Annotated in this window: 24 protein-coding genes and 1 pseudogene; 7 read left to right on the top strand and 18 right to left on the bottom strand. The window is 47.5% G+C overall.

The annotated features are described in order from the left end of the window. Positions 1-729: 729 nt before the first annotated feature. From clpB to rluD, 3 genes are all read right to left on the bottom strand, one after another. A complete protein-coding gene (gene clpB / locus Q365_RS0117885) occupies positions 730-3303 on the bottom strand; it encodes an ATP-dependent chaperone ClpB (RefSeq protein ID WP_028024636.1) in 2574 nt (857 codons plus the stop codon). Positions 3304-3370: 67 nt separating this feature from the next. After that, on the bottom strand, positions 3371-4129 hold the full coding sequence (gene pgeF, locus Q365_RS0117880; RefSeq protein ID WP_028024635.1) for a peptidoglycan editing factor PgeF: 759 nt from the start codon (positions 4127-4129) through the stop codon (positions 3371-3373). Between the two features lie 2 nt (positions 4130-4131). After that, the gene (gene rluD, locus Q365_RS0117875; RefSeq protein WP_028024634.1) at positions 4132-5109 is read right to left on the bottom strand and encodes a 23S rRNA pseudouridine(1911/1915/1917) synthase RluD; all 978 of its coding nucleotides are present in this window, start codon (positions 5107-5109) and stop codon (positions 4132-4134) included. 196 nt (positions 5110-5305) lie between these two features. Here rluD and bamD point away from each other — a divergent pair, with 196 nt between their 5' ends. The 3 genes from bamD to pheA all read left to right on the top strand — a co-directional run bounded on the left by bamD (position 5306) and on the right by pheA (position 8215). Next, positions 5306-6037: an outer membrane protein assembly factor BamD gene (gene bamD, locus Q365_RS0117870; protein ID WP_028024633.1), complete on the top strand. Its 732-nt coding sequence runs from the start codon at positions 5306-5308 to the stop codon at positions 6035-6037. Between the two features lie 393 nt (positions 6038-6430). Further along, positions 6431-6769: a ribosome hibernation-promoting factor, HPF/YfiA family gene (hpf, locus tag Q365_RS0117860; RefSeq protein ID WP_028024632.1), complete on the top strand. Its 339-nt coding sequence runs from the start codon at positions 6431-6433 to the stop codon at positions 6767-6769. Positions 6770-7045: 276 nt separating this feature from the next. After that, positions 7046-8215 (top strand): prephenate dehydratase, encoded by a 1170-nt coding sequence (pheA, locus tag Q365_RS0117855; protein ID WP_028024631.1) that lies wholly within the window; start codon positions 7046-7048, stop codon positions 8213-8215. A gap of 81 nt (positions 8216-8296) precedes the next feature. Here the strand turns inward: pheA and tyrA are convergent, their stop codons facing one another. From tyrA to ffh, 10 genes are all read right to left on the bottom strand, one after another. After that, positions 8297-9421: a bifunctional chorismate mutase/prephenate dehydrogenase gene (gene tyrA, locus Q365_RS0117850; RefSeq protein ID WP_028024630.1), complete on the bottom strand. Its 1125-nt coding sequence runs from the start codon at positions 9419-9421 to the stop codon at positions 8297-8299. Between the two features lie 5 nt (positions 9422-9426). Beyond that, entirely contained in the window at positions 9427-10503 is a 1077-nt protein-coding gene (locus Q365_RS0117845) for a 3-deoxy-7-phosphoheptulonate synthase (RefSeq protein WP_028024629.1), read from the bottom strand. Positions 10504-10772: 269 nt separating this feature from the next. Beyond that, on the bottom strand, positions 10773-11156 hold the full coding sequence (locus tag Q365_RS0117840; protein ID WP_028024628.1) for a DUF2799 domain-containing protein: 384 nt from the start codon (positions 11154-11156) through the stop codon (positions 10773-10775). A gap of 99 nt (positions 11157-11255) precedes the next feature. Further along, positions 11256-11834 carry an HdeD family acid-resistance protein gene (locus tag Q365_RS0117835; protein WP_051563821.1) on the bottom strand — a complete coding sequence of 193 codons (579 nt, stop codon included), beginning with the start codon at positions 11832-11834 and terminating at the stop codon, positions 11256-11258. 285 nt (positions 11835-12119) lie between these two features. Beyond that, the gene (yjjG, locus tag Q365_RS0117830; RefSeq protein WP_028024626.1) at positions 12120-12794 is read right to left on the bottom strand and encodes a pyrimidine 5'-nucleotidase; all 675 of its coding nucleotides are present in this window, start codon (positions 12792-12794) and stop codon (positions 12120-12122) included. A 244-nt stretch (positions 12795-13038) separates the two neighbouring features. Next, entirely contained in the window at positions 13039-13392 is a 354-nt protein-coding gene (rplS, locus tag Q365_RS0117825) for a 50S ribosomal protein L19 (RefSeq protein ID WP_028024625.1), read from the bottom strand. Positions 13393-13428: 36 nt separating this feature from the next. Next, a complete protein-coding gene (gene trmD / locus Q365_RS0117820) occupies positions 13429-14175 on the bottom strand; it encodes a tRNA (guanosine(37)-N1)-methyltransferase TrmD (RefSeq protein WP_028024624.1) in 747 nt (248 codons plus the stop codon). A gap of 37 nt (positions 14176-14212) precedes the next feature. Then, positions 14213-14740 (bottom strand): ribosome maturation factor RimM, encoded by a 528-nt coding sequence (rimM, locus tag Q365_RS0117815; RefSeq protein ID WP_028024623.1) that lies wholly within the window; start codon positions 14738-14740, stop codon positions 14213-14215. 28 nt (positions 14741-14768) lie between these two features. After that, positions 14769-15017 carry a 30S ribosomal protein S16 gene (gene rpsP / locus Q365_RS0117810; RefSeq protein WP_017008575.1) on the bottom strand — a complete coding sequence of 83 codons (249 nt, stop codon included), beginning with the start codon at positions 15015-15017 and terminating at the stop codon, positions 14769-14771. A 226-nt stretch (positions 15018-15243) separates the two neighbouring features. Next, entirely contained in the window at positions 15244-16620 is a 1377-nt protein-coding gene (gene ffh / locus Q365_RS0117805) for a signal recognition particle protein (RefSeq protein ID WP_028024622.1), read from the bottom strand. Positions 16621-16890: 270 nt separating this feature from the next. Between ffh and Q365_RS0117800 the strand changes: the two genes are divergently transcribed. From Q365_RS0117800 to Q365_RS27465, 4 genes and pseudogenes are all read left to right on the top strand, one after another. Further along, positions 16891-17688 (top strand): cytochrome C assembly family protein, encoded by a 798-nt coding sequence (locus Q365_RS0117800; RefSeq protein ID WP_028024621.1) that lies wholly within the window; start codon positions 16891-16893, stop codon positions 17686-17688. Between the two features lie 91 nt (positions 17689-17779). Further along, a complete protein-coding gene (locus Q365_RS0117795; RefSeq protein WP_028024620.1) occupies positions 17780-19054 on the top strand; it encodes an HlyC/CorC family transporter in 1275 nt (424 codons plus the stop codon). A 223-nt stretch (positions 19055-19277) separates the two neighbouring features. Next, positions 19278-20045 (top strand): annotated as a pseudogene (locus Q365_RS27470) (PAS domain-containing protein); the annotation flags it as partial. A 30-nt stretch (positions 20046-20075) separates the two neighbouring features. Further along, on the top strand, positions 20076-20579 hold the full coding sequence (locus Q365_RS27465) for a methyl-accepting chemotaxis protein (RefSeq protein WP_407637598.1): 504 nt from the start codon (positions 20076-20078) through the stop codon (positions 20577-20579). Between the two features lie 54 nt (positions 20580-20633). On the opposite strand, the gene Q365_RS0117785 is transcribed toward Q365_RS27465, so the two are convergent. From Q365_RS0117785 to Q365_RS0117765, 5 genes are all read right to left on the bottom strand, one after another. Then, on the bottom strand, positions 20634-21737 hold the full coding sequence (locus tag Q365_RS0117785; protein WP_028024618.1) for an ABC transporter ATP-binding protein: 1104 nt from the start codon (positions 21735-21737) through the stop codon (positions 20634-20636). 4 nt (positions 21738-21741) lie between these two features. Next, positions 21742-22623, bottom strand: a complete 882-nt coding sequence (locus tag Q365_RS0117780; RefSeq protein WP_028024617.1) for a carbohydrate ABC transporter permease — start codon at positions 22621-22623, stop codon at positions 21742-21744. Further along, on the bottom strand, positions 22616-23515 hold the full coding sequence (locus Q365_RS0117775) for a carbohydrate ABC transporter permease (RefSeq protein ID WP_028024616.1): 900 nt from the start codon (positions 23513-23515) through the stop codon (positions 22616-22618). The genes Q365_RS0117780 and Q365_RS0117775 overlap by 8 nt, the downstream gene beginning before the upstream one ends. A gap of 90 nt (positions 23516-23605) precedes the next feature. After that, on the bottom strand, positions 23606-24853 hold the full coding sequence (locus tag Q365_RS0117770; protein WP_028024615.1) for an ABC transporter substrate-binding protein: 1248 nt from the start codon (positions 24851-24853) through the stop codon (positions 23606-23608). A 64-nt stretch (positions 24854-24917) separates the two neighbouring features. Further along, positions 24918-25931, bottom strand: coding sequence for a LacI family DNA-binding transcriptional regulator (locus Q365_RS0117765; RefSeq protein WP_028024614.1), 1014 nt, complete (start codon positions 25929-25931; stop codon positions 24918-24920). Between the last annotated feature and the right edge of the window lie 46 nt (positions 25932-25977).

Raw genomic sequence — 25977 nt, 5'->3', positions numbered from 1 at the left:
CTCTTCAATTAGAATTTTGTTGTCACCCTAAGGTAACGCTCAATGAATACTGAATTACTTTTTTGCCCTAAGGCAAAACTGCATTGACTGTGTTGACAGTGTCACTTCGAAAAGCTCAACCATCTTGGGTCACTCAGTTCATTGATAAATCTTATGTCTATCAAGTGCGAGTGCCCACACAGATTGTATAGGTCAAATTGTTAAAGAACGTTGACTGTAGAAGCTGCTCTTTTGGAGAAGTCTTCTCATCGTCAGGGCTGCGAATTCTACGCTGCCAGGCGATGAAGTCAAGAAGAAATTTTGAGATTTTTCAACGTTGCTTTCGCAACCTTCAAAACGTCTTGTTGACTCCCTTCAACTGCGATAAGCACTGAGCTTTTCCGTTGAAGCAGGCGGGCATTCTACTGATTGAGTTGTTAACGTCAAGCGTTTATTTTCAATCATTTTGAAGCCGTTTTCGCCGTACTGATTGGGTGGCCAGTTCCGTGTGGAGTGGGTCGCCGTGTCAGTGAGGTGGCATTATAGGGAGGCTTCAGATCTTGGCAAGGCTTTTTTAACGAAAAAATGAATAAATGCACTCTTCCGGTTGAACTTTGAACGTAACGTTTAAAAACAACACAAATCTCTATGTTTTACCTTCTGTAAATAGAAAGAGGCTATCTACAGCCTCTTTCATTTCATGTTTTTCAGGTCAAAACATACGTTTCCACATACCAATACTAATGCTAGCTACTGAATAGCTTTGATCTGCTCATTTTCCACAATCAATCTCACCGGTTTCCCCGGAGCCACTTCTCCCTTAAGGATTGCTTGTGCCAATGGATTTTCAACACTCTGTTGAATCGCACGTTTTAATGGACGTGCACCGTAAACAGGATCGAACCCAGCATTGGAGATAAAGCTCAGTGCATCATCGCTGACATCTAATACCAAATCCCGTTCAGCCATGCGTTTTGCGAGATGTTGAAGCTGCACACCCGCGATTTCCTTAATGTGCTCTTGGCCTAGAGGGTGGAATACCACCGCTTCATCTATGCGGTTAATGAACTCAGGACGGAAATGCTTACTCACAACATCCATGACCATAACCTTGATGCCATCGTAATCCAGCTCGCCAAAGTGCTCTTGAATGCGATCAGAACCTAGGTTCGATGTCATGATAACAACGGTATTACGGAAATCTACTGTACGACCTTGCCCATCCGTTAATCGACCATCATCGAGTACTTGTAGAAGAAGGTTGAACACGTCAGGGTGCGCTTTTTCCACCTCATCCAATAAAATGACAGAATAAGGACGACGACGGACAGCCTCAGTTAAGTACCCCCCTTCTTCATACCCAACGTAACCAGGAGGTGCGCCCACCAGCCTTGCGACCGAGTGTTTCTCCATGAACTCTGACATATCGATACGCACCATGGCGTCACTACTGTCGAACATGAACTCCGCAAGAGATTTGCATAGCTCTGTCTTACCGACACCGGTAGGACCAAGGAAAAGGAATGAACCAATCGGACGATTCGGATCTGCCAACCCAGCTCGACTGCGGCGAATGGCATTCGCTACTGAATTAACCGCTTCATCTTGTCCTTTTACACGGCCATGGAGTTCATCTTCCATTTGAAGAAGTTTTTCTTTCTCACCTTCGAGCATCTTGGCGACAGGAATACCAGTTTGACGAGATAGCACTTCAGCAATTTCAGCATCGGTAACGCGGTTTTTAAGCAACGTCATTTCCTGCATTTCGGCTTGGCTAGCAAGATCCAACTGCTTTTCCAATTCAGGAATACGACCATACTGAAGTTCTGACATGCGATTAAGGTCACTCGCACGACGGGCGATTTCGAGATCCGTTCTCGCTTGTTCTAGCGCGCTCTTTATATGTTGGGTTCCTGACAGCGCCGCTTTTTCGGCATTCCAGACTTCATCCAGTTCAGCGTAATCACGCTCTTTCTCATCTATTTCACTTTGCAGCGTTTCAAGACGCTTTTTACTCGCGTCATCATTTTCTTTGGCGAGAGCTTGCTGCTCTATCTTGAGCTGAATGAGGCGACGCTCTAAACGGTCGAGCTGCTCTGGTTTTGAATCAATCTGCATGCGAATGCTAGACGCTGCTTCATCAATCAGATCGATTGCCTTATCCGGCAACTGACGATCAGAAATATAACGATGCGACAAACTGGCCGCAGCGACAATCGCAGGGTCAGTAATTTCTACCGCATGGTGAAGTTCATAGCGCTCTTTCAAACCGCGCAATATCGCAACGGTATCTTCCACGCTTGGCTCGTTCACCAATACCTTTTGGAATCGACGCTCTAGTGCTGCATCTTTTTCTACATACTGACGATATTCATCTAAGGTAGTTGCGCCAACACAGTGCAACTCCCCTCGTGCGAGCGCTGGCTTAAGCATGTTACCCGCATCCATTGCACCTTCTGCTTTACCGGCACCCACCATTGTGTGAATTTCGTCGATAAACAGAATCACATTGCCTTCTTCTTTAGCCAGTTCATTCAAGACCGACTTCAATCGCTCTTCAAATTCACCGCGATATTTTGCACCTGCAACCAACGAACCCATATCTAGCGAAAGCACACGCTTGCTACGCAGCCCTTCAGGCACTTCACCATTGACGATACGCTGCGCTAGCCCTTCCACAATAGCCGTTTTACCCACACCCGGTTCGCCAATAATGACGGGATTATTTTTAGTACGACGCTGAAGAACTTGAATGGTGCGGCGGATTTCTTCATCTCGCCCGATAACTGGGTCTAACTTGCCTTGCTCTGCTTTTTCAGTCAGATCAACGGTGAACTTTTCCAACGCTTGGCGAGACTCTTCTGCATTAGGATCGTCAATAGATTGCCCTCCACGGACTTTGTCTATCGCGGCTTCCACCTTTTTGGTCGTCAAACCTAGGCTACGGAGTAGCTCACCCAGCGCACCTTTTTCTTCAACGGCAGAAAGAATGAACAGTTCTGAGGAAATGAATTTGTCTTTGCGCTTTTGCGATAATTTATCGCACATGTTGAATAGCATTCCCATGCCATGGGAAAGCTGAACGTCACCACCCGTACCTGTGACTTTAGGTAACTTATCGAGTAATTCACTGAGACTAGAACGAAGCTGAGTGACATCAACATTAAGTAGAGTCATAAGGGGTCGGATGGTGCTGCTATCCTGATTGAGGAGAGACACCATCAAGTGAACGGGTTCGATGTATTGATTATCTCGCCCTAAAGCCAGTGACTGAGCGTCGGAGATGGCCAGTTGGAATTTGCTGGTAAATCGGTCAAGGCGCATAGCCCCTCCTCTAATTCTTTCGTTATTTGCTTAACGAAAAATGGGAGCTAGCGTGACCGATTTCAAGCTATTTGGTGAATTTATTATCGTTAGATTCAGAAATCATCCAAATACAACTTGCTTGACGCCCTGTACGACTTTCTCGTCGATAAGAGTAAAAGCGCTCTGATTCAGAGACGGTACAATATGTTCCACCATACACTTCAGAGACACCCGCCAGTGCAAGACGACGCTTAGCGAGCAAATAGATATCAGCAAGCCAACGGTCTTTGTGTGGTTCAAATGCAATCTCAGACCCCGGATCGGCCGCCATAAATTGCTCTCTTACCTCGTGACCCACTTCAAATGCGTCGGCACCAATAGCAGGGCCAAGCCAAGCCATTACATTTTCAGGGTCGGAGAATTTGGTTAACGTTTCCTCTAGGACACCGTTAACCAAACCACGCCATCCAGCATGAGCAGCCGCCACTTCTGTACCATCTTTATTGCAGAACAAAACAGGGAGACAATCGGCGGTCATCACCACACAAACTTGCCCTTGCTCAGCACTAAATGACGCATCCGCATCAGGAACAAGATGAGACTCACTCAAAGGTAAAGTGGCGACATTGGTGCCATGCACCTGATTGAGCCAACTTGGTGGCGATGGCATACGCATGACATCGGCCAAACGAGCTCGGTTTTCGGAGACATCATTGATGTCATCGTCAACATGCATACCCAGATTCAAGCTATCAAAGGGCTCACGACTCACGCCACCTGCACGAGTCGTGCTCACCGCTTTGATCCATGAAGGTACAGGCCAATCTGGCGTGATCCAATCCATAGTTAGTAATTCAAGTCCTCAAACTCAAGAGCATCTGCGCGAAGCACTTCAGTTAGGTTAACCATGTCATCAGGAATAGGCGCGTGCCATTCCATCACTTCTTTGGTTGTTGGGTGCTCAATACGCAGCATTGCGGCATGCAGCGCCTGACGATCAAACGCACGTAGCGTCTTGATCAGCGTCTCACCCGCTTTACTTGGTGGACGAGGACGACCGCCATACAGGTGATCACCAATCAGAGGGTGATTCAAATACGCCATGTGAACACGGATTTGGTGCGTACGACCCGTTTCCAAGCGAACACGTAGACGTGTATGAGCACGGAAGTGCTCAACAACACGATAATGCGTGATCGCTGGCTTGCCCAGCTCTTGAACTGCCATCTGGGTACGTTTCGTCGAGTGGCGACCAATTGATTTCTCAATTGTACCGCCGCCGGTCATCTTGCCCATGGCAATCGCTTCGTATTCACGAGTGAACTTCTTACGTTTTTGCAATGCGCGAACAAGGCGAGTTTGCGTTGGGACGTTCTTCGCCACAACCATCAAACCTGTCGTGTCTTTATCTAGACGATGGACAATACCTGCACGCGGTACCTCAGCGATTTGAGGGTAGATGTGCAGCAAACCGTTCAAGACGGTGCCATCTGGGCAACCAGCACCAGGATGAACAACCAGCCCACGCTGTTTGTTGATCACAAAAATATCGTCATCTTCATAAACGATATTTAGGGGGATGTCCTGCGCTTCCCAACGCACTTCATCTTCAATCTCAGCTTGAACCGTGATGGATTCTCCACCCATCATTTTCAAACGAGGCTTATTGACCATTTCACCATCGACAGTCACTTTGTCTGCAAGAATCCATTCTTTAATGCGTGATCGGGAATAATCAGGGAACAACTCAGCGATCGCCTGATCAAGGCGCTGCCCTAGTTGATTCTCATTAACTGTACTGTTTAACTCTAAGTGCTGTGCCATAACGAACTTTTTGATTCTCAATGAGACTAATACCTTGTTACGCGATTTTCAGCCCTAGGGCTTGGTCACGTTTACTTGTTGGTATTATATCTGGCCGATGGGTAGAATAACCTCTATCGCGCCATTGTAGCTTTTTGCGGCTGACTCCGTAATGGCAAAGGTTGAAAAATATTCTTTCAAGGAAGCACACGTAGTAATGAAACGCCTTACTCTATCTTCACTACTTGCCATTTCCGTGCTGGCTGGATGTTCAAGCACAGAAGACGTTGTCCCAGATGTTCCGCCTGCTGACCTCTATCAAGAGGCACAGGTTTCCCTTAACCAAGGCAGCTGGACAAACGCTATTCAAAAACTGGAAGCACTTGATTCTCGTTATCCTTTTGGTGCTTATTCAGAACAAGTACAGCTTGATCTCATCTATGCATACTACAAAAATGATGACTTAGCTTTGGGCGAAGCCACCATTGATCGCTTCATGCGAATGAATCCAGGTCACCAAGAGATGGACTGGGTCTTATACATGCGTGGTTTAACCAACATGGCACAAGACAGAAGCTTTATTCATGACGTAATGAGTATTGATAGAAGTGACCGCGACCCAGAGCCTGTGCGTCGCGCCTTTGTTGATTTTCGCCGCCTAATAGATCGCTACCCAAACAGTGAATATGCCGCAGATGCGAAAAAGCGTCTGGTTTCACTCAAAAATCGCTTAGCCGATTACGAGCTCGCCACCGCCGATTTCTATGTCCGCCGAGAAGCATGGATTGCCGTTATCAATCGATGCCAGCAGATCCAACGTGATTTTCCTGATACAGAAGCGGCAAAGAAATCACTGCCATTGATGCTGAAAGCCTACGAAGAGCTTAATCTTGATGAGCCGGCGGAGCGCACACGTGAATTAATGCAATTGAATGGTGTTAGCGCCTAAATCGCTAAAACCGAGATAAGCCAAAAACGAAAAAAGCAGCCATTGGCTGCTTTTTTATTTGATTCGATAATTAAGCCTAGTGTGACATGGACACTAATGGTGCCTAAATGACCAACTTGGCGTGGCGAATTATTCACCACAAGGTTATTTGGCACGAATTAAGTCCCTAACATGGAATGTTTGTTAGCGACCTAATCTCTCCATACTGCATCACATACAATCCCTTCTTCAAGCACTTTCTAGTACTTTTCAATCAGAGTTAAACACATGATCACAATTCATTCGTCGCACTAAATTTTGCCCCACAAAGGTGATGTAGATCACAATATTTCTTTCACAGAAACGTAATCTGAAAGTGAGCCCAGCAAAGGGCAAGCAAAAGAGGAAAGATATATGAGAGTAGAAGTTACAGGTAAAAACATCGACGTTACTGCAGCTATTCGTGAGCGCATCACGGCTCGTTTTGAAAAGCTGGAAAAATGGCAAGTCTCTCTCATTAACCCTCATGCTGTGATCAGTGAAGAACCAGGAAACAAATTTAAAGTAGAAGCTGGTGTTTCAGTCCCAGGCACCAAACTGGTTGCTTCCGCAGAGCATGATGATATGTATGCCGCTATCAATGAAGTTGGCCAAAAACTCGAGAAACAACTGAACAAGCAAGCTCACAAAGGTGAAGCACGTCGAGCAAGCCACATCGACGTTCCAGAAGACGAAGAGTCTGAAGTTGTTTAAAACGTATTGAGGATTAAAAAGAATCAGCCCCGCTCATGCGGGGCTGATTCGTCTTGACATGGCACCGTCCGCCCAATAAGGTTGAACAATATTACGCCAACTCAAATCTTTATCGATGACTCTGACAACATTGCATTTCTCTCGCTTTTTTATCCTCACCTTATAGGTTGAGGCTTAGGGCGAACATCGATAACGACAGAATCCCAAAGCCTCCCTCAATCAGGGGGGCTTTTTTATGACAGTCAGGGTCAGATAAAGACACAGCAGGAACAGGGAATGAATAAACCAAGTATGTCACTGGATGAAATCCGAGAAAATGTCAGCCGAATTGATCAGCAATTGCTGACGCTTCTTGCTGACCGCCGTAAGCTCAGTCTGGAAGTGGCCAAAAGCAAAATTCAGACCCAAAAACCTGTGCGCGACATAGAACGAGAGCAAGTTCTGCTGGAGAAACTGGTTGCTGACGGAAGTGCTCACGATCTTGACCCACAATATGTCACCAAGATTTTTCACGACATCATTGAAGATTCGGTGCTTTATCAACAAGCCTTCTTGCAACGCCTCGCTAATCCAGACAATGAACAGCCATTAGCGCGAGTATCATTTCTTGGCGGTAAAGGCTCATACTCAAATCTTGCTGCCCGCAACTTCTTCGCTCGCAAGCACACCAAGCTCGCTGAAATTCAATGCCCAAATTTTAAAGAGGTCATTGAGGTTGTCGAAAACGGCAACGCCGATTACGGTGTGCTTCCTATAGAAAATACCAGCTCTGGTTCAATCAATGACGTCTATGACCAACTTCAGCACACACGCTTATCGATTGTCGGCGAAATCACTCAGCCTATTGAGCATTGTTTACTGACCGCCGTTGATACTGATGTTGATAAAATTGATGTGCTCTATTCGCACCCTCAACCGCATCAACAATGCAGTGAGTTTTTACGCTCACTGGGAGACATTAAACAAGAGTATTGCTCCAGCACTGCCGAAGCAATGAAACTCGTCGCGGAGATGAACAGCCCGACAGTGGCAGCAATTGGTAATGCCAACAGCGGTGAACTCTATGGCCTTAAGCCTTTAAAATTCGGTATTGCCAACCAGCAAGAAAACCACACTCGCTTCATTGTGGTGGCTCGTAAACCAATCGACGTCACCGCGCTGATACCAGCTAAAACGACATTCATCATGTCAACAGGGCAAACTGCGGGTTCCTTGGTGGAGTGTTTGCTCGTCCTAAGAAACAACGGCATCAATATGACAAAACTTGAATCTCGCCCTGTGCTAGGTAACCCATGGGAAGAGATGTTCTATGTCGATGTTGAAGGTAACCTTCGTACCGACGTGATGAAAGACACATTAGAGGAATTAACCAAGCTTACTCGCTATATCAAAGTGCTTGGCTCCTACCCGATTGAAAACGTTGCACCCTGTGAAATTGATATCTAAATAGCATCGATAGCAAAAAACAGCGCGATCAAAAAAGGAGCCCGAAGGCTCCTTTTTTATCAAATGTACTAATCGATGCACTCAACGACGCGCGGTATCGTTCGCTTGTCTCAACAGTGTTTGGCTCTCTTTCAAAAAGCGCGGGGCAAACTCACCAAACCAACCATCAACTTGATTGAATGCGGTGATAAACCCTTCTTTGTCTTGCTTATCAAGCAGCTCAATCGCTTCACCGAAACGGGCGTGGAAGCGTTTTATCATGTCGATGTTTTGCGTCGACGACATGATAATATCCGCATAGAGTTGCGCGTCTTGTGCGAACAGTCGGCCAACCATAGCCAACTCCAAGCGATAGATAGGAGAGCTAAGTGCTGTTAGCTGAGACAGGTTCGGATTCTCTTCCGCCAAATGCAGACCGTAGACAAACGAGGTGAAGTGACGCAATGCCTGAATCAAGGTCATGCCTTGGTCATGTTCTATCGCACTGATGCGATGCAAGCTTGCGCCCCAAATTCGGAATTGCTCAAGAAGCCATTGGTAGGATTCTGGGCTACGCCCATCACAATACACGATCACCTGCTTCGCAAGGCTCGCAATGTCGGGCCCAAACATTGGATGCAAACCAACCACAGGGCCTTTGTGTGACTCCAGCATGGCCTGTAAAGGCTCACTTTTGATCGACGTAAGGTCTGCCAGAATGCAATCATCTGGCAAGTTGCTTAGCTGACGAATAACAGAATCAGTACGGTGAATTGGAACAGTTACGACAACCATTCCTGCATCTGAAAGCATAGCATCTGCGTTATCCCAATCTTGGCTGCCAAGAATTTTCACTTCGTAGCCAGAAAGACGGAATAGCTTTCCAAACAATTTACCGAGTTGCCCTTTACCACCAACGATAACGATAGGACGCAGGTCTGGGTTCAGACACTTAAAGCCCGAGTCATTTTCGCTCGCGTAAGATTCACGCATCGTGCGGCGAAGGATATCTTCAATTAAATCAGGTGGAATTCCCTTCGACTCCGCTTCTTGGCGACGAGAGGCCAGCATCGCTGCCTCGCGATCGGGGGCATAAATGGGTAAGCCATGACGACTTTTCACTTCACCAACTTCTGATACCAACGCAAGACGTCGCGCTAGCAGTTCCACCATTTGTTTATCGACTTCATCGATCTGATCCCGAAGCAGGGACAACTCTGCAACCATGAGGCTTAATTTCCTTTTAAACGCTGTTCCAAGAATGGCGTCAATTCACTATGAGCACGACACAACAAGCTTTCTGTCGATTGCCAGTCAATACATGCATCAGTAATTGAAACGCCATAAGCCATCTCTTCTCGGGGCATGTCCGCCGACTGATTTCCTTCGTGGATGTTGCTTTCAATCATCAAACCAATGATAGATTTATTGCCTTCACGGATTTGGTGAAACACATCTTCAGCAACGAGTGGCTGACGACGGAAATCTTTTCGAGAATTAGCATGGCTGCAGTCTACCATTAGAGATGCTTCAAGCCCTGACTGTTTCATCTCATTTTCGCATTCGGTCACAGAGACTGAGTCGTAGTTTGTTTGCTTGCCGCCACGAAGAATGACATGACCATCAGGATTGCCACCCGTTGTCAGCAAGGCAACCTGCCCTTCTTTGTTAATGCCCATAAAGCGGTGACCAGATGCCGCAGCATTCATTGCATTAATGGCGGTAGAAAGGCTACCGTCAGTGCCATTTTTGAAGCCAATTGGCATGGAAAGGCCGCTCGCCATTTCACGGTGTGTTTGTGATTCAGTGGTACGCGCACCGATCGCAGCCCAGCTAAACAAGTCGCCAAGGTATTGTGGGCTAATTGGATCAAGAGCTTCTGTTGCCAAAGGCAATCCCATGTCTGACAAGGTGATCAGCAATTCACGTGCCTTGTGCAGGCCAGCTTCCACATCAAATGAACCATCCAGATGCGGGTCGTTAATCAGACCTTTCCAACCCACTGTCGTACGAGGCTTTTCAAAGTAAACACGCATTACGATGTAGAGTTGATCACTAAGCTGTTCAGAGAGCACTTTTAGCTGTTTGGCATATTCAATTGCGGCGTCGGTATCATGAATCGAACACGGCCCACACACCACGAGAATACGGTGATCTTTCTTATGGATGATATTGGCAATGTCTTGACGTGATTTGGAGATGAATGCCAACGTCTCTTCTTTGACTGGCAACTTCTGACGCAGTTGCTCAGGGGTGATCAGTACGGTTTCATCCTGAATATGTACATTCGTTAGCAGATCTCGTTCCATAAAGCCGTCTTACCTCATTCTTTTCATACTTATTCGTTTTGTCGGCGCAGTTTTCGCCGCAGATGCACACACCTTATCAATCTCACTACAGATTGCAATAGGTTGTAAATAAAAAAGCACACTGTAAATAAATGATTACACAGGAAGATGGAAAGGCTTACATTGCTGGTATGTAAGGGGTTAAAACAAAAAGTGAGGGATAATTTAGTGGAAAGTAAAATGAACAAAGGCCACCAAGTGGCCTTATAATCAGAGGATCACACCAATTACTAGAAAGTTTGATCGGCTGATTGGAAGTCTTCAAAACCTCGCTGCCATTGAAGCTGAAAGCGGACACCATCTTCTTTACTCGAACACACGCCCAAGTACTGCATGCCAGAAAGCCCAATATCGTAAGCGTTATCTACGTTGCAATAGCGATCAACACCTTCGTTGTATCCCGCTTCATAGTCACCGACGTCAACATTATCGACACCGGCTTTAACCGCCAGTTTCTTCAAGCTCGCCATAGACTTTGATGGCACGCCGCGCTCGCCATCGCGAACACCAACGGTTTGCCAATCGCCTTTTTGGATCAAAGAGTCTGAACCTTCAATATGAACACAACCGACCAAAACAACCGCCAACAATGCCGTTAGGGATTTTTTAAACATCCTGTTCCTTATTATTTTTTATCATCATAGGAAAAGCACCACTATAAACGAAACCCTTTCCCTTGACTGAAGTTTTGCGATGCAATATCACGCGTGTCTTTACCTGCTATCTAACTTAATGCCTTTAAGTTTAAGAGACAGCACGACAAACAAAACGCCAAAAACGAATGCATATGTAGCAATAACCCAAACTAAAGCGCTTGCTCCAGCCATGGGGTTACTCATCAAAAAGCCACCAAACAGAATGGATATTAAGCCTCCAACGATCAACAGCCATTCCCCGATGATCTCCTTACGGAGTCTAATCGCGGTGACAATTTCCAGTATTCCCTTCGCTATCGCCCAAATGGCGATATAGAAGAGTAATGCGATTGCAGTTAGGTCAGGTACGGCAAACGTCATGATGCCTGCGGCAATACCCACGGCTCCCCAAAGTAATAAAACAATCCAATTATCGTGATCTTTACGTTCGACCAAAGCGGTCCAAACTTGCAGACTGCCATCCACAAATGCATAAACGCCAAATACCAGCACCAGAGTTTCGATAGATTCTTCCGCCGGTAAGGTCCAAAGCATGAATCCAAAAACAATAGAAGCAATACCCCGGAGCAGTAATACCCACCAATTGCGTGACAATACGCCAACCATCTGTTTCGCAAGTGCTTCTGTTGAGTCCATCAACGTTCTCCTTAATCAATTCGAGAGATTTACCCACATATCGTCAAGATGCAGGTGTCGTCTAAGCAGAAAACCAAGCGAACAACATAATAGCGTCGGTAAGATGCAGACTTACCCCAAGAGTGAAGACGGAATTACCCTAGCGTGATGTTTTATCTTTGAAACCGATTGAATATTCCTGCTAGATGGGAAGGCGCGCTGATGCAGAAGAAGAGCCAAAGAATAGAATAGAATAGGAGGAAGTGGGCAGATGCAAAACGCACCTGCCAACAGACTTGCTGATTATCAGCCAATCAGGAAACGTTTAATGTCATTCCATGAGTGAGCAATATAAGTCGCTAACACACCATCAGGCGCAGGCTGCTCGTCACGATTCAGCCAACATGTATCGATACCCGCACGAATGCCACCAAGAACATCTGAGTCTGGGTTATCACCCACCATCAATATACGAGACTTATCAGGGCGGCCCATTTGGTCAAACGCATGTTCAAAAATGGCAACGTCCGGTTTCGCCACACCCACTTCTTCTGAAATCACGACAAGATCGAAGTATTCACTCAGCTGTGTTTTTTCTAGACGCACTTGCTGAAGTTGTGTAAAACCATTGGTGATAATACCAAGCTTCGCTTTGCTAGCGAGCAGTGGAATGATTTCGTGAACGCCATCAAGCGGCTCACACACATCAGCCATAGCATTCAGAAAACGGCGGTTAAGCTCTGCAGGGGTAATATCTAGCCTTTCTGACCACGTAATAAAACGATCTTCTTGAAGCTGTTTAGCAGTGATCTCACCATTTTGGTATTTCACCCAAAGTGGCTTATTCACCGTTTGATATTCAGCAAAATCTTGCTGTGAAAAATCAACGCCAAGCGTTGAGAATAAGGCTCTTAGTCCAGCGAAAGCATCAAATGAAAACAAGGTTTCATCTGCATCAAACAAAATCCAATCGTATTGCACGCGTAATCCTCCATTGCGATGGAGCATTATACCTCAGTCACATCAAGATGCAGGGTTCATCATCACTCATCGAGTTCTATACCCAAACAACCTGAAGATGCTCGATTTCAGGTTGTTTGGGTATAGAGGCAAGAAAATCACGGGAAGCTTTGAGCTAAGTAGTTGGCAGAGCAGAAAAAAGAAAAGCCCGCCAAATGGCGGGCTTTTCGCTATCCCTTTAAAGGGATCATAAACGCCGGAGCGATTATTTCTTAGCCAGACGCTCTTTGATACGAGCTGCCTTACCAGAACGCTCACGCAGGTAGTACAGTTTGGCACGACGTACTGCACCGCGACGTTTAACAGTAATGCTGTCAACAACTGGTGAGTGAGTTTGGAATACACGCTCAACGCCTTCGCCGTTAGAAATCTTACGAACGGTGAAAGCAGAATGCAGACCACGGTTACGTTTAGCGATTACAACACCTTCATAGGCCTGTAGACGCTCACGAGCACCTTCTTTTACTTTAACCTGTACAACAACAGTGTCACCAACGTTGAAGGCAGGGATGTCTTGCTTAAGTTGCTCTTCTTCGAGCGCTTTGATGATGTTACTCATTTTCTATACCCTAGAATAAACTGATACTAAGTATGTTTAGGAACTTAAACTGTGTTCTTTAATGAACGCAGCAAGTAGTAATTCCTGTTCGTCAGTCAGAGCTAGGTTTTCCAGGAGCTCTGGTCTTCTGAGCCAGGTTCGGCCTAGCGATTGCTTCAATCGCCAGCGGCGAATGTCCTCATGGTTTCCAGATTTCAGTACCGCTGGTACATCTAATCCATCTAACACTTCAGGACGCGTGTAATGAGGGCAATCTAGCAAGCCATTTGCGAAAGAATCTTCTTCCGCTGACGCAAAGTCTCCCAGTACACCCGGAACAAACCGAGCGACTGCGTCAACCAACGTCATGGCTGGCAGTTCACCACCACTGAGCACAAAATCACCGACAGACCATTCTTCATCGACTTCGGTTTGTATAATGCGCTCATCTACCCCTTCGTAGCGTCCACAGATAAGAATCAAGTTCTCGTTCTGCGCCAGCTCCTCAACACCCGCTTGGTCAAGCTTTCGGCCTTGAGGTGACAGGTAAATCACTTTCGCCTTGCCTTTGGCAGTATGTTTGGCAGCGTCAATGGCATCGCGCAAAGGCTGTACCATCATCAACATGCCTGGGCCACCACCGTAAGGTCGATCGTCAACCGTTCGGTGTTTATCGTGAGTAAAATCGCGGGGATTCCACGTTTCTACTTCGAGTAGGCCTTTCTTTACCGCCTGGCCAGTTACCCCAAAATCGGTAACAGCACGGAACATTTCAGGAAAAAGGCTGATAATACCAACCCACATTTTTCCGCTCCTATTGCTTAATTGTTACCCGGGGATTTTAAAATCCAGGATCCCAGTCAACTTCGATCCGTTGAGCAGAGCGATCAATCGACTTGATGACTTGCCCATCGAGGAACGGCACTAGGCGTTCCTTCTGTCCAAAAGCATCTTTCAAGTTTGCAGCTACGACTAACACATCGTTAGAGCCTGTCTCAAGGATGTCGGTGACCTTACCTAGGTTGTAACCTTTGGTAGTGAACACTTCCATACCGTAGAGCTCGCGCCAGTAGAATTCTTCATCTGACAGCGCAGGCAATGCCTCTGGGTTAACCGCAATTTCGGCATTCGTCATGACCTGAGCGTCTTCACGCTGATCCAGACCGTTCAGTTTGCCTACAAAACCTTGACCGTGGCGTTTCCAGTCTTCAAGACCGAATTCCTGCCACTCGCCACGCACCTTAATAAACCAAGGTGTGTAGTCGAAAATACTTTCAGCATTTTCAGTGTAAGAAAAAACTTTGAGCCAGCCACGGATGCCATAAGAAGCACCTAGCTTGCCTACTACAACCTTTTCTTGCTCACTCATTTCTTCTTTTAACCCTGACACTGATAAATTACGCCGCTTTCGCTGCGTCTTTGATCAGGCGTGCTACGCGGTCAGAAACAGCTGCACCTTCGCCAACCCAATGGTTAACACGGTCCAGGTCCAGACGCAGTTTCTCTTCTTGACCTTGAGCGATCGGGTTGAAGAAACCTACTTTCTCGATGAAGCGACCGTCGCGAGCTTGGCGGCTGTCGGCAACAACGATTTGATAGAATGGACGCTTTTTAGCGCCGTGACGTGCCAAACGAATGGTTACCATATCGTCCTCTTTGCATTACTGAATTAAATTGGCCCCGCTTAAAGAACGGGGCCTCGTGCCAAAATAAAGCTCCGGAATTTTACGCTTTCTGTGATCGAATGCAACTGCTTTAGCTAAAAAAGCATCAGTGCAAATAAACAATCAAAGACTTAGCAAATCCGGTTGCTTTACTTAATTTTAGGTCCGATACCCTTAGGTATCGTCCTAGAATAGGTTTAGTGATTGATTAACGCGGAAACATTCCTCCGCCGCCGCCCATACCACCCATCATGCCTTTCATATTACGCATCATGTTTTTCATGCCACCCTTTTGCATTTTTTTCATCATTTTCTGCATTTGGGTGAACTGTTTGAGCAGACGGTTAACGTCTTGGACCTGTGTACCAGAGCCTGCAGCAATACGTTTTTTGCGTGAGCCTTTGATCAGATCAGGACGTGCACGCTCTTTTACGGTCATGGAATTGATAATGGCTTCCATTTGGACAAACATTTTGTCGTCCACTTGGTTTTTAACGTCATCAGGTAGGTTAGACATGCCCGGAAGCTTGTCCATCATCCCCATCATGCCGCCCATGTTTTTCATCTGCTGCAACTGGTCGCGGAAGTCTTGCAGGTCAAAGCCTTTCTTCTCTTTGAACTTTTTAGCAAGTTGCTCAGCTTTATCCGTATCCACATTGCGTTGCAGGTCTTCGATAAGTGACAACACGTCACCCATACCAAGAATACGGCTCGCAATACGGTCAGGATGGAAAGGTTCTAGTGCGTCAGTTTTTTCACCAACACCCAAGAACTTAATCGGTTTACCGGTAATGTGACGAACAGACAACGCCGCACCACCGCGTGCGTCACCATCGACTTTCGTCAAGATGACACCGGTCAGAGGAAGAGCATCATTGAAAGCTTTCGCTGTGTTAGCCGCATCTTGACCTGTCATGGCATCAACCACAAACAAGGTCTCGACTGGGTTAATCGCAGCATGGACGTCTTTGATCTCGTCCATCATCTCTTCGTCGACATGCAGGCGACCTGCAGTATCGACGACAACCACGTCATAGAACTTCAGCTTACCGTGCGCCAGTGCAGCTTTCGCAATGTCGATTGGGTTTTGATCGGTAGAAGAAGGGAAAAAATCAATGCCAACTTCTGACGCTAAGGTTTCCAACTGCTTGATCGCCGCAGGGCGATAGACGTCAGCAGACACCACCAGCACTTTCTTCTTGTGGCGTTCTTTAAGCATTTTACCAAGCTTGCCGACGCTGGTCGTTTTACCTGCACCTTGCAAACCCGCCATCAGTACAACCGCAGGAGGCTGAGATGCCAAATCTAACTCAGCGTTAGATTCGCCCATCACGGCTTCAAGTTCAGATTGAACAATCTTGATGAATTCTTGACCTGGCGTCAGGCTTTTAGATACTTCAAGACCGACCGCGCTTTCTTTTACTTTTTTGACGAAATCACGCACAACCGGAAGCGCAACGTCAGCTTCCAAGAGCGCCATACGAACTTCGCGCAGCGTTTCTTTAATATTGTCTTCAGTCAGTCGGCCACGACCACTGATATTCTTCAGCGTTCGGGATAGACGATCCGTTAAGTTCTCAAACATGTCCTACTCGCTCTCTACGCGACGGCACCACAGGGCTGATAGTAATCAGGTGGCGATCAACACAAAATTGCTGGGATTATAACTCATTATAAGCTTGGCTTACATGATGGCTTTGACGATTGTTTTAAAGGGAGCGTTGATACTTTCTGCACAGTTTGCAATCAGCAAGACACCTTGTGCTTAAAAGATCGGCGGCCTTGCATAGCGACTCGAGGCCGTGCAAGGTATACTAAAACCTTTATTTTTTGACGCGATGTTGTTGAAAGACACATGGATATTTATATAGCACTCCTTGCTGCACTACTTTATTTTGCAGCGCTCATGCAGATCATACCCGGGCTTTCTGGGCCTCAACAGATCCCAGCGAAACGTGTGTTTCTTAGCGCGTGCGGTGCGCTCGCTCTCCATGCCTATTTACTTTCAGATCTCATCATTATTGATGGGGGGCAAAATCTCAGCATCTTAAATGTCGCGTCTTTGATGAGCTTAATTATTGCCGCTATCACCACTGGGCTCTTGTTCAAAATGCGAGTCTGGGTGCTACTGCCCGTGGTTTACAGCTTTTCTGCGATTAATCTTATGACTGCGACCTTGTTGCCAGGTGCTGTCATTTCGCACCTTGAAGCGAACCCTCAAGTCCTTCTGCACATATCCCTCGCACTTTTCTCTTATTCAACACTGATGATCGCCACATTATATGCCATACAGTTAGCGTGGCTTGACCATCAATTGAAGCACAAGAAGAAACTGATCATGAACCCTAACCTGCCGCCTCTGATGGCTGTAGAGAGACAGTTGTTCAATATCATTTTGATCGGTGAAGTATTGTTGTCGCTGACCTTAATTACGGGGTTTGCGTTCGTTCAAGACATGATTGCACAAGGAAAAGCCCACAAGGCTGTACTTTCAGCCATGGCGTGGTGTGTATATGGTGCCCTGCTTTGGGGACATTACCGTTCTGGTTGGCGAGGAAAACGCGTTATTTGGATAAGCATCATTGGCGCTTTCTTGTTAACTCTGGCCTATTTTGGCAGCCGTTTTGTCAGAGAGGTGATTATCGCTTCGTGACTGCGTGGTTGAAAATAGCCATTGAGTTTGACAGCGACTCCGATTCTCGTCCTTAATTAGGATTGATTCAAAAAAAGAAGGAACTTGCAATTTGGACGACATATCGACGGGAACGTTAGCTTCCCTATTGGTATTGCTCATCGTCGTTTCAGCTTATTTCTCCGGTTCGGAAACCGGAATGATGGCGTTAAACCGTTACCGACTTCGACACCTTTCCAATCAAGGACATAAAGGCGCCAAGCGTGTAGAAGAGCTTCTATCACGTCCAGACAGACTGATAGGGCTTATCCTTATCGGCAACAATTTGGTCAATATATTGGCGTCTGCGATTGCGACGATACTCGGCATGCGCTTGTATGGCGACTTAGGTGTCGCCATTGCAACGGGTGGGCTGACCCTTGTTATCCTTGTCTTTGCTGAAGTCACGCCAAAAACCCTCGCGGCGCTATACCCTGAGCGGGTTTCCTACACCAGCAGCATCTTATTGAGACTGTTAATGAAAGTGCTGTACCCGCTGGTATGGCTGATTAATGGTATTACCAATGGGTTCCTTCGTTTACTTGGCCTAACCACCAGCCACGACGGCAAAGATCACTTAAGCTCGGAAGAGTTACGCACCGTGGTCAACGAAGCGGGCGGCCTGATCCCTCGTCGTCACCAAAACATGCTGATATCCATCCTTGAGTTGGAGGAGATCACGGTCAACGACATCATGGTGCCGCGCAATGAAATCACTGGCATCAATGTTAATGACGACTGGAAAGCCATCATGCGTCAGTTGACCCATGCGCCGCATGGCCGCATGGTGCTTTATCGCGACAATATTGATGAAGTAGTTGGCATGTTGCGCGTTCGCGAAGCCTACCGAATGATGGTCGAAAATGAGTTCAACAAAGAGAACTTGCTCCGTGCGGCTGATGAAGTGTATTACATTCCTGAAAGCACACCGCTCAACGTTCAAATGCTCAAGTTCCAACGAAACAAGCAACGAATTGGGCTCGTGGTTGATGAGTATGGCGACATTATTGGACTCGTCACACTGGAAGACATTCTTGAAGAAATCATTGGTGAATTCACCACATCCTTGTCGCCAAGTCTGGCCGAGGAAATCACCGCTCTGCCCGATGGCAGCTACATGATTGATGGGACAGCCAACATTCGTGATTTAAACAAGAGCCTGAGTTGGGAATTGCCCACCGATGGTCCGCGCACGCTCAACGGTTTAATACTTGAGCACCTTGAAGATATTCCGACGAGCCAAATCAGTATCGAAGTCGAGGGCCACCACATGGAAATCGTCGAGGTCGGCGAGAACATGATTAAACAAGTCAAAATATTGCCTGTTCCGAAGAGCGCTGCAACTTAACGCCGCTGTTCTTACTGATTATCAAGCCAGCACGTTGCTGGCTTTTCTTTTCATCATCCCTTTCAAAAAACCTTTCCTCATCAATGGCATTAAATGCCACAAGCTGCATCTCAAAAACTAGACGGCCGACCATTTATTGAGCTATTTTTTAATGAGAACTTTGCAAATAGCCGTCGTCATCGCCATCCACCATTAAAAGCAAACAACAAGCAAAGGTAAGACCATGTTCAATGGAAAACTAAAAAAACAACTTCAATCCGTTGAAGAGGAAGCCGGACATAATAAAGCCCTCCTTGCCGCAATTAATAGCAGTGTCGCGACCATTCACTTCACACCAGAAGGTGTCGTCACTCATGCTAATCACCTCTTTTTGGGTGCAGCCGGCTTTACGCTTGAGCAATTGAAAGGTAAGCACCACAGAGAGCTGTGTGACAAGGAATATGCACAAAGTCTTGAATACCAAAAACTGTGGGAAAGTCTTCGTTCAGGAGAGGTGATCAGTGGCACGGTGGCAAGGCGCAACAGCAAAGGCGAACGGCTGTGGTTGGAAGCGACCTACTTTCCTGTAAAAGAAAATGGCGTTGTTACAGAGGTGATGAAAATTGCTGCAGACGTCACCCAAGATAAGATCAAACGCGATGACAATGAAGCAGTTGCCAATGCGTTAGACAAATCAATGGCCACTATCGAGTTTCTTCCCGACGGAACCATTGTTAAAGCCAACGCCAATTTCCTCGGCGCCGTCGGCTATTCATTGGATCAAATTCAAGGCCAACATCACCGAATGTTCTGCCCCGATCATTTTTATCAGGACAACCCAAACTTTTGGGCTGAATTGGCTTCTGGTGATTTCAAAGGCGGACAGTTTGAAAGAAAGGACTCGAATGGAAATGTATTGTGGCTTAGAGCGACATACAATCCTGTGTTCAACGCCAAGGGTAAAGTCGTCCGTGTCGTGAAGTTTGCCTCGAACATCACTGAGAAAGTCGAGCAGGAACAGGCGATCCGCGCAGCGGCAGAAGTGGCTTACACTACCTCGGTAAAAACGGCCGAAGTCGCGCAGCAAGGTTCAGATGTCCTAGCCTCAACCGTTTCAACCTCCCGATCTATCTCTGAACAAGTCATTGAGACCTCATCATCCATAGCGCAACTTAATGAACAGTCAAAGAGCATTGAAGCTATCGTATCGACCATCAGCGACATTGCCGACCAAACGAACTTGCTAGCACTCAATGCTGCGATTGAAGCAGCACGTGCAGGTGACCAAGGGAGAGGTTTTGCAGTGGTCGCCGATGAAGTCAGGCAGCTTGCGGCCCGAACGAGTCAATCCACATCAGAAATCGCGGACGTAGTGAAAAAGAACCGCGAACTGACTTCTGAGGCAACGGGCAAGATGTCGAGTGTTTCTGACTCCGCTCAGAAGGGACAATCTCAAATATCACAAGCGTCAAGCGTGATGGAAGAAATTAAAGTCAGCGCCGAAAATGTCGCTCAAACGGTATCCGGACTTAACGTCGGATCATAGCATCACAGTCTCAATTCATTGAATGACAAAGCGCTCCCTTAGGAGCGCTTTTTGTTATCGGATGCGATTACCTGTATCACTATCAAACAGTACCAACTTATCAGGATTAAACCGGAAATACGCCATGTCACCCGCCTTCAAACTGATGTTTGCTGGCATACGCGCGACCACCTCGGTTCCGCCTAATGACGTAATCACGTAAGTGTCCGCCCCCGTTGGCTCAGTGACATCAACCTTACAGTGCAGCGTCGACGGCGCACTGCCTTCGCTATCTGTAATGTCTTCTGGCCTAACACCCATTTGCACCGTTTTCCCCACATATGAACTCAACTCCCCAAACCCGCAACTCATGGTGACGGATTGTGGTTGTCCATCAAATCCCACCAATTGCAATTGGGTTTCAGATGCATCGGCACGTTCCACCAGCGCATCCACCAAATTCATGGAAGGACTTCCCATAAAGGTCGCGACAAAGGTATTGGCAGGGTTGTCATATACTTCCGCGGGAGAACCCAGCTGTTGCAGTTCACCGTCTTTCATTACCGCAATTTTTGTCGCCAATGTCATGGCTTCAATTTGGTCATGGGTGACATACACGATGGTTGCGTTTAAACGCTGATGAAGGCGTTTAATCTCCGTGCGCATATCAACACGCAGCTTTGCATCCAAGTTCGACAGCGGTTCATCAAACAAGAAAATTTTCGGGTCACGCACAAGTGCGCGCCCCATCGCTACTCGCTGACGTTGACCGCCAGACAGTTGCCCCGGCTTGCGATTCAGCAGATGCTCAATTTGCAGCATGGAAGACACTTCACCGATTTTCTTTTCCCTTTCCGGCTTTGGCACATGGCGCATTTCAAGACCGAACGAAATGTTCTGCCCCACCGTCATGTTTGGGTAAAGTGCGTAAGACTGAAACACCATAGCAATATCACGCTCTGCGGGGTGCAGCTCGTTAATCACCCTATCACCGATACTGACCTCACCGTCACTGATGCTATCCAGCCCTGCTATCATATTGAGCAAGGTCGATTTACCACATCCTGATGGCCCCACCAGCACCAGAAAGTCACCGTCATCAATGCTGATGTCTATGCCCTTCAATACCTCAACATGGCCAAAGCGTTTTTTTACGTTATTAAGCGTTAGAGATGCCATTACCTTATCCTTTTACTGATCCCGCCATGAGGCCACGAACGAAATAACGTCCCGCTAAGATGTACACCAACAAGGTGGGGAGCGCGGCAATCATGGCGCCAGCCATGTGCACGTTGTATTCCTTTACACCGGTAGAAGAGTTGACCAAGTTATTCAGTGCCACTGTGATTGGCGCGGTATCACCCGACGCAAACGACGCACCAAACAAGAAATCATTCCAAATATTGGTGAACTGCCAAATGATAGTGACCACAATGATTGGCCCTGAACTTGGCAATAAAATGCGGAAGAACATGCGGAAGAACCCAGCACCATCAATCATGGCTGCGCGGATCAATTCACTCGGGAAGGCTTCGTAGTAATTACGGAAGAACAAGGTCGTAAAGCCTAATCCATAGATAGCATGCACAAGCACCAAGCCTGCCGTGGTATTCGCCAAACCGAGCGTACCGAGCACCTGACTCATCGGCACCAGTACCACTTGGAACGGAATAAAACACCCAAACAGCATCAAGCCAAACACCCAACGGTGTCCGCGAAAACGCCATTTTGTCAGCACATAACCATTGAGCGCCCCAAGGGTGGTTGACAACAACACGCCCGGCACCGTGATCATGATGGAGTTAGTAAAATACCCGCTGATACCTTCACAGGTCAGGCCAATACACGCCGTCCCCCACGCAGAAATCCAAGGCTCGACCGTCCAGACTTGAGGCAAGGCCAACATGTTCCCTTGGCGAATCTCATCTAACTCTTTAAACGAGGTCACCAACATGACGAACAACGGCAGTAAGTACATGCAGGCAAACACGATCAACGTGGTGTAAATCAGAATTCGCCAGAAGCGTGCCCCTTGAAAGGGAGAAGAGGTTTCACTGCTACTCATGCTTCTTCTCCTTCAATTCGCTATAAAGATACGGAATGATGATGGCCGCAATGGTCATCAACATGATGATCGCACTCGCCGAGCCCACTGCCATTTGGTTGCGTGAAAAGGTGTACGAATACATAAAGGTCGCGGGCATGGCTGTCGCGTTCCCGGGGCCACCGCCGGTTAATGCGATGACCAAGTCATAACTCTTAATCGCCATGTGCGCGAGCACGATAAAGGCGCTAAGGAAGACTGGGCGAAGCTGCGGAATAATGATGCGGCGATACATCTGAAACGATGACGCGCCATCAAGCTGCGCCGCTTTTAACATTTCACTGTCGATGCCTCGCAAGCCTGCAAGGAACATTGCCATGACGAAGCCGGAGGTTTGCCAAACACCTGCGATCACAATGGTGTAAATCGCCATGTCAGGGTTTATCAACCAATCAAAACTGAAGCTCGTCCACCCCATTTCATGCATGGTTTTCTCAAGCCCTAAACCGGGGTTTAGAAACCATTTCCATGCTGTCCCCGTCACGATGAAACTCAGTGCCATTGGGTATAGGAAGATGGGACGCAAACCCCCTTCAATGCGGATTTTTTGATCGAGCAATATCGCCAAAAGCAAGCCAAGGGCACAGCAAATAACGATATAAAGAATGCCGAAGATGGCGAGATTTTCGAGTGCAACTTGCCAGTTCAGACTATTCCATAATTTATCGTATGGACGCACACCATCAAGATTGTAGTTCGGCAGCATACGAGAGCGACTGAACGAGATGTACGTTGTCCATGCAATAAAGCCATAAACAAAGAACAAGATAAGCGCGAAAGATGGCGCGATAACGATTTTGGGTAACAGCTGCTGCCAGAAATGGCGCGAACTGTATTTTCCTTTAGAAGACATAAATCGATCCTTGAGGTAAAGCGACACTGGCATGAAAAGCGCGGCCCTAGGATCTAGAACCGCCTGTGTCCAGTGCCACTCACACTGCCTTTAGATTGCGTCTTGAACCGCAGAGACCAGTGCTTTCGTTGCTTGCTGTGAGTTCATGCCGCCGTTGAAGTGATTGGTCACCACATCATAAACCGCATTTTTCACTGCAGCCGGTGCAGCGTGACCATGCGCCATACTGCCCACCAAGGTGTCGTTTTTATTTGCTTCCGCAAGATCAGCCATGCCTTTTTGACCACACGCATCAAAGTCTGCATTTGACACGTCGGTACGTGCTGGAACCGAACCTTTCACCACGTTAAATGCAGATTGGAACGTCGGTGCCATGATGGCTTTGGCCATTTCGTCCTGCGCTTTCGATTCACCGACATCAAACATCACGAACTGATCCGAGTTAAAGGTCACCATGCCTTGTGTGCCCGGCATACGGAAACACAAGAAATCTTCATTGGGTTTCAGGCCCGCTTTGAGGAATTCCCCTTTCGCCCAGTCACCCATGATTTGCATGCCTGCTTTGTTCTCAATCACCATGGCTGATGCCAAGTTCCAATCACGACCTGGGAAGTTCTTATCCACATAGCCGCGAAGCTGCGACATACGATCAAACACTTTCAACATGGTGTCTGAACTCAACGCTTCAGGGTCTAAATCCACCATGGCTTTACGGTAAAAATCGATACCACCCGTAGTGAGCACTACGCCATCAAAAATGGTCGCGTCTTGCCATGCCTGACCGCCATGTGCCAACGGGATATAGCCGGCAGCTTTCAGCTTATCAAGCGCGGAGATCAGCTCATCCCAGTTTTCAGGCTGCTTCGCACCGACTTCATCAAGGAGTTTTTTGTTCGCCCAAATCCAATTGGTAGAGTGAACATTCACAGGCGCAGATACCCACTTGCCATCGTATTTCGCAAAACGTTGAAGTGCTTTAGGCACAACCTCGTTCCAGCCTTCCGCTTCCGCGACGCTATTCAGGTTTGCCACCACATCTTCGGCCGCCCAGTCTTGGATATCAAAACCTAGCATTTGGACTGCCGTAGGCGGATTGCCCGACGTCACACGCGCACGCAACACCGTCATGGCGTTGCCACCACCACCACCCGCAACAGGCATGTCTTGCCAGCCCACGCCCTTAGTACCCAGATCGTCTTTCAAAACGTTCAGTGCTGCGGCTTCACCACCCGATGTCCACCAGTGCAGAACCTCAACGTCTTCTGCTTGCACCGCCGCTGCGGATAACAGCAAAGTACCTGCGAGTGGCAGGGTTTGAATCATGTTGCGTTTTCTCATGATAGTAGTCCCATTTGTGTCATTGACCTGCGTAACTGCAGACTTCCATTTATGCTGGGAAAACTTAGGCCAGTCCTCTCGCCTTTTTTCCCACTGAACAACATGACGAACGAATCACGAGTTCCACACCCACAAGGGCATTTTCTGGCACTCTTAAATTCTCTCGCCACAGCTGTAATCTTTCACACGCCATGCGCCCTATCTCTTCCGCGCTGACTCGAACCGTCGTCAACGCTGGCGACATTAATCGGCTGTCTTCCAAATCATCAAAGCCCACCACCGCGATGTCCTCCCCGGGAGTAAGCCCGCGTTCTCGCAATGCCGTGTATGCACCATAGGCCACCACATCGGTAAAACAGACAATGGCGGTGATGTTTGGCTCACGATCCAACACGCGATTGACCGCAACTTTCCCGCCCTGACGCTTGGTCGAGCTCGGCTCAATGTCACTGGGCTTAACCGTCAATCCCGCTTCATTCATTGCCTGCAAGAAGCCTTCTTTTCGTTCCTGATAATCAGAAATTGACGCAATTCCGCCAATGAATGCGATGCGTTGATGCCCGAGCCCAATTAGGTATCGCGTCGATAAGTACATGCCCAAACGATTATCTGGCATCACTGTTGGGACCTGCGCGCCCTCTACATCACGCATCAAACACACTACCGGGTGTTGAGAGTTGGCAAGCTCTGTCAGCCAATTCGCGTCGGTATCTGGGGCTGGAGTAATGAAATACCCCGCAACATTGTGTTCTTTCAGCGACGCCACCATGTCGGTCTGTCTCATCACGTTCTCGTTGATATTGACGACGATAGGCATAAAACCGAGACGCTCTAGTTGCCCCTCTAAGGCAATGATGACCTGCGCCAAATACGGGTTCGCTAAATCGTTGGCAACAATCGCTACCAAATTTGATTCTTTGTTCCTTAAGCCAGCCGCATCACGGTTGTACACGTAACCTAACTCTCGAATCGCTTGATTGACCTTTTCAACCGTCTCGGCCTTCACTCCCGCATTGCCACGAAGCACCAAAGACACGGTAGATTTAGACACACCAGCAGCTTTTGCTACGTCAATCACTGTGGCTTTTCGTCCACTGGAAAGTGGTGTTTTTTTGCTGTCAGCC

Source organism: Enterovibrio calviensis DSM 14347, from assembly GCF_000621165.1.
In the GTDB taxonomy this organism is placed as follows: domain Bacteria; phylum Pseudomonadota; class Gammaproteobacteria; order Enterobacterales; family Vibrionaceae; genus Enterovibrio; species Enterovibrio calviensis.
Note: the sequence above shows the minus strand (reverse complement) of the source record. Positions and strands in the feature narration are given on the sequence as shown.

Coding starts and splice junctions, on each gene's coding strand:
- clpB (WP_028024636.1), bottom strand. CDS start 3,303: ATGCGCCTTGACCGATTTACCAGCAAATTCCAACTGGCCATCTCCGAC.
- pgeF (WP_028024635.1), bottom strand. CDS start 4,129: ATGGATTGGATCACGCCAGATTGGCCTGTACCTTCATGGATCAAAGCG.
- rluD (WP_028024634.1), bottom strand. CDS start 5,109: ATGGCACAGCACTTAGAGTTAAACAGTACAGTTAATGAGAATCAACTA.
- bamD (WP_028024633.1), top strand. CDS start 5,306: ATGAAACGCCTTACTCTATCTTCACTACTTGCCATTTCCGTGCTGGCT.
- hpf (WP_028024632.1), top strand. CDS start 6,431: ATGAGAGTAGAAGTTACAGGTAAAAACATCGACGTTACTGCAGCTATT.
- pheA (WP_028024631.1), top strand. CDS start 7,046: ATGAATAAACCAAGTATGTCACTGGATGAAATCCGAGAAAATGTCAGC.
- tyrA (WP_028024630.1), bottom strand. CDS start 9,421: ATGGTTGCAGAGTTGTCCCTGCTTCGGGATCAGATCGATGAAGTCGAT.
- Q365_RS0117845 (WP_028024629.1), bottom strand. CDS start 10,503: ATGGAACGAGATCTGCTAACGAATGTACATATTCAGGATGAAACCGTA.
- Q365_RS0117840 (WP_028024628.1), bottom strand. CDS start 11,156: ATGTTTAAAAAATCCCTAACGGCATTGTTGGCGGTTGTTTTGGTCGGT.
- Q365_RS0117835 (WP_051563821.1), bottom strand. CDS start 11,834: ATGGACTCAACAGAAGCACTTGCGAAACAGATGGTTGGCGTATTGTCA.
- rplS (WP_028024625.1), bottom strand. CDS start 13,392: ATGAGTAACATCATCAAAGCGCTCGAAGAAGAGCAACTTAAGCAAGAC.
- trmD (WP_028024624.1), bottom strand. CDS start 14,175: ATGTGGGTTGGTATTATCAGCCTTTTTCCTGAAATGTTCCGTGCTGTT.
- rimM (WP_028024623.1), bottom strand. CDS start 14,740: ATGAGTGAGCAAGAAAAGGTTGTAGTAGGCAAGCTAGGTGCTTCTTAT.
- rpsP (WP_017008575.1), bottom strand. CDS start 15,017: ATGGTAACCATTCGTTTGGCACGTCACGGCGCTAAAAAGCGTCCATTC.
- ffh (WP_028024622.1), bottom strand. CDS start 16,620: ATGTTTGAGAACTTAACGGATCGTCTATCCCGAACGCTGAAGAATATC.
- Q365_RS0117800 (WP_028024621.1), top strand. CDS start 16,891: ATGGATATTTATATAGCACTCCTTGCTGCACTACTTTATTTTGCAGCG.
- Q365_RS0117785 (WP_028024618.1), bottom strand. CDS start 21,737: ATGGCATCTCTAACGCTTAATAACGTAAAAAAACGCTTTGGCCATGTT.
- Q365_RS0117780 (WP_028024617.1), bottom strand. CDS start 22,623: ATGAGTAGCAGTGAAACCTCTTCTCCCTTTCAAGGGGCACGCTTCTGG.
- Q365_RS0117775 (WP_028024616.1), bottom strand. CDS start 23,515: ATGTCTTCTAAAGGAAAATACAGTTCGCGCCATTTCTGGCAGCAGCTG.
- Q365_RS0117770 (WP_028024615.1), bottom strand. CDS start 24,853: ATGAGAAAACGCAACATGATTCAAACCCTGCCACTCGCAGGTACTTTG.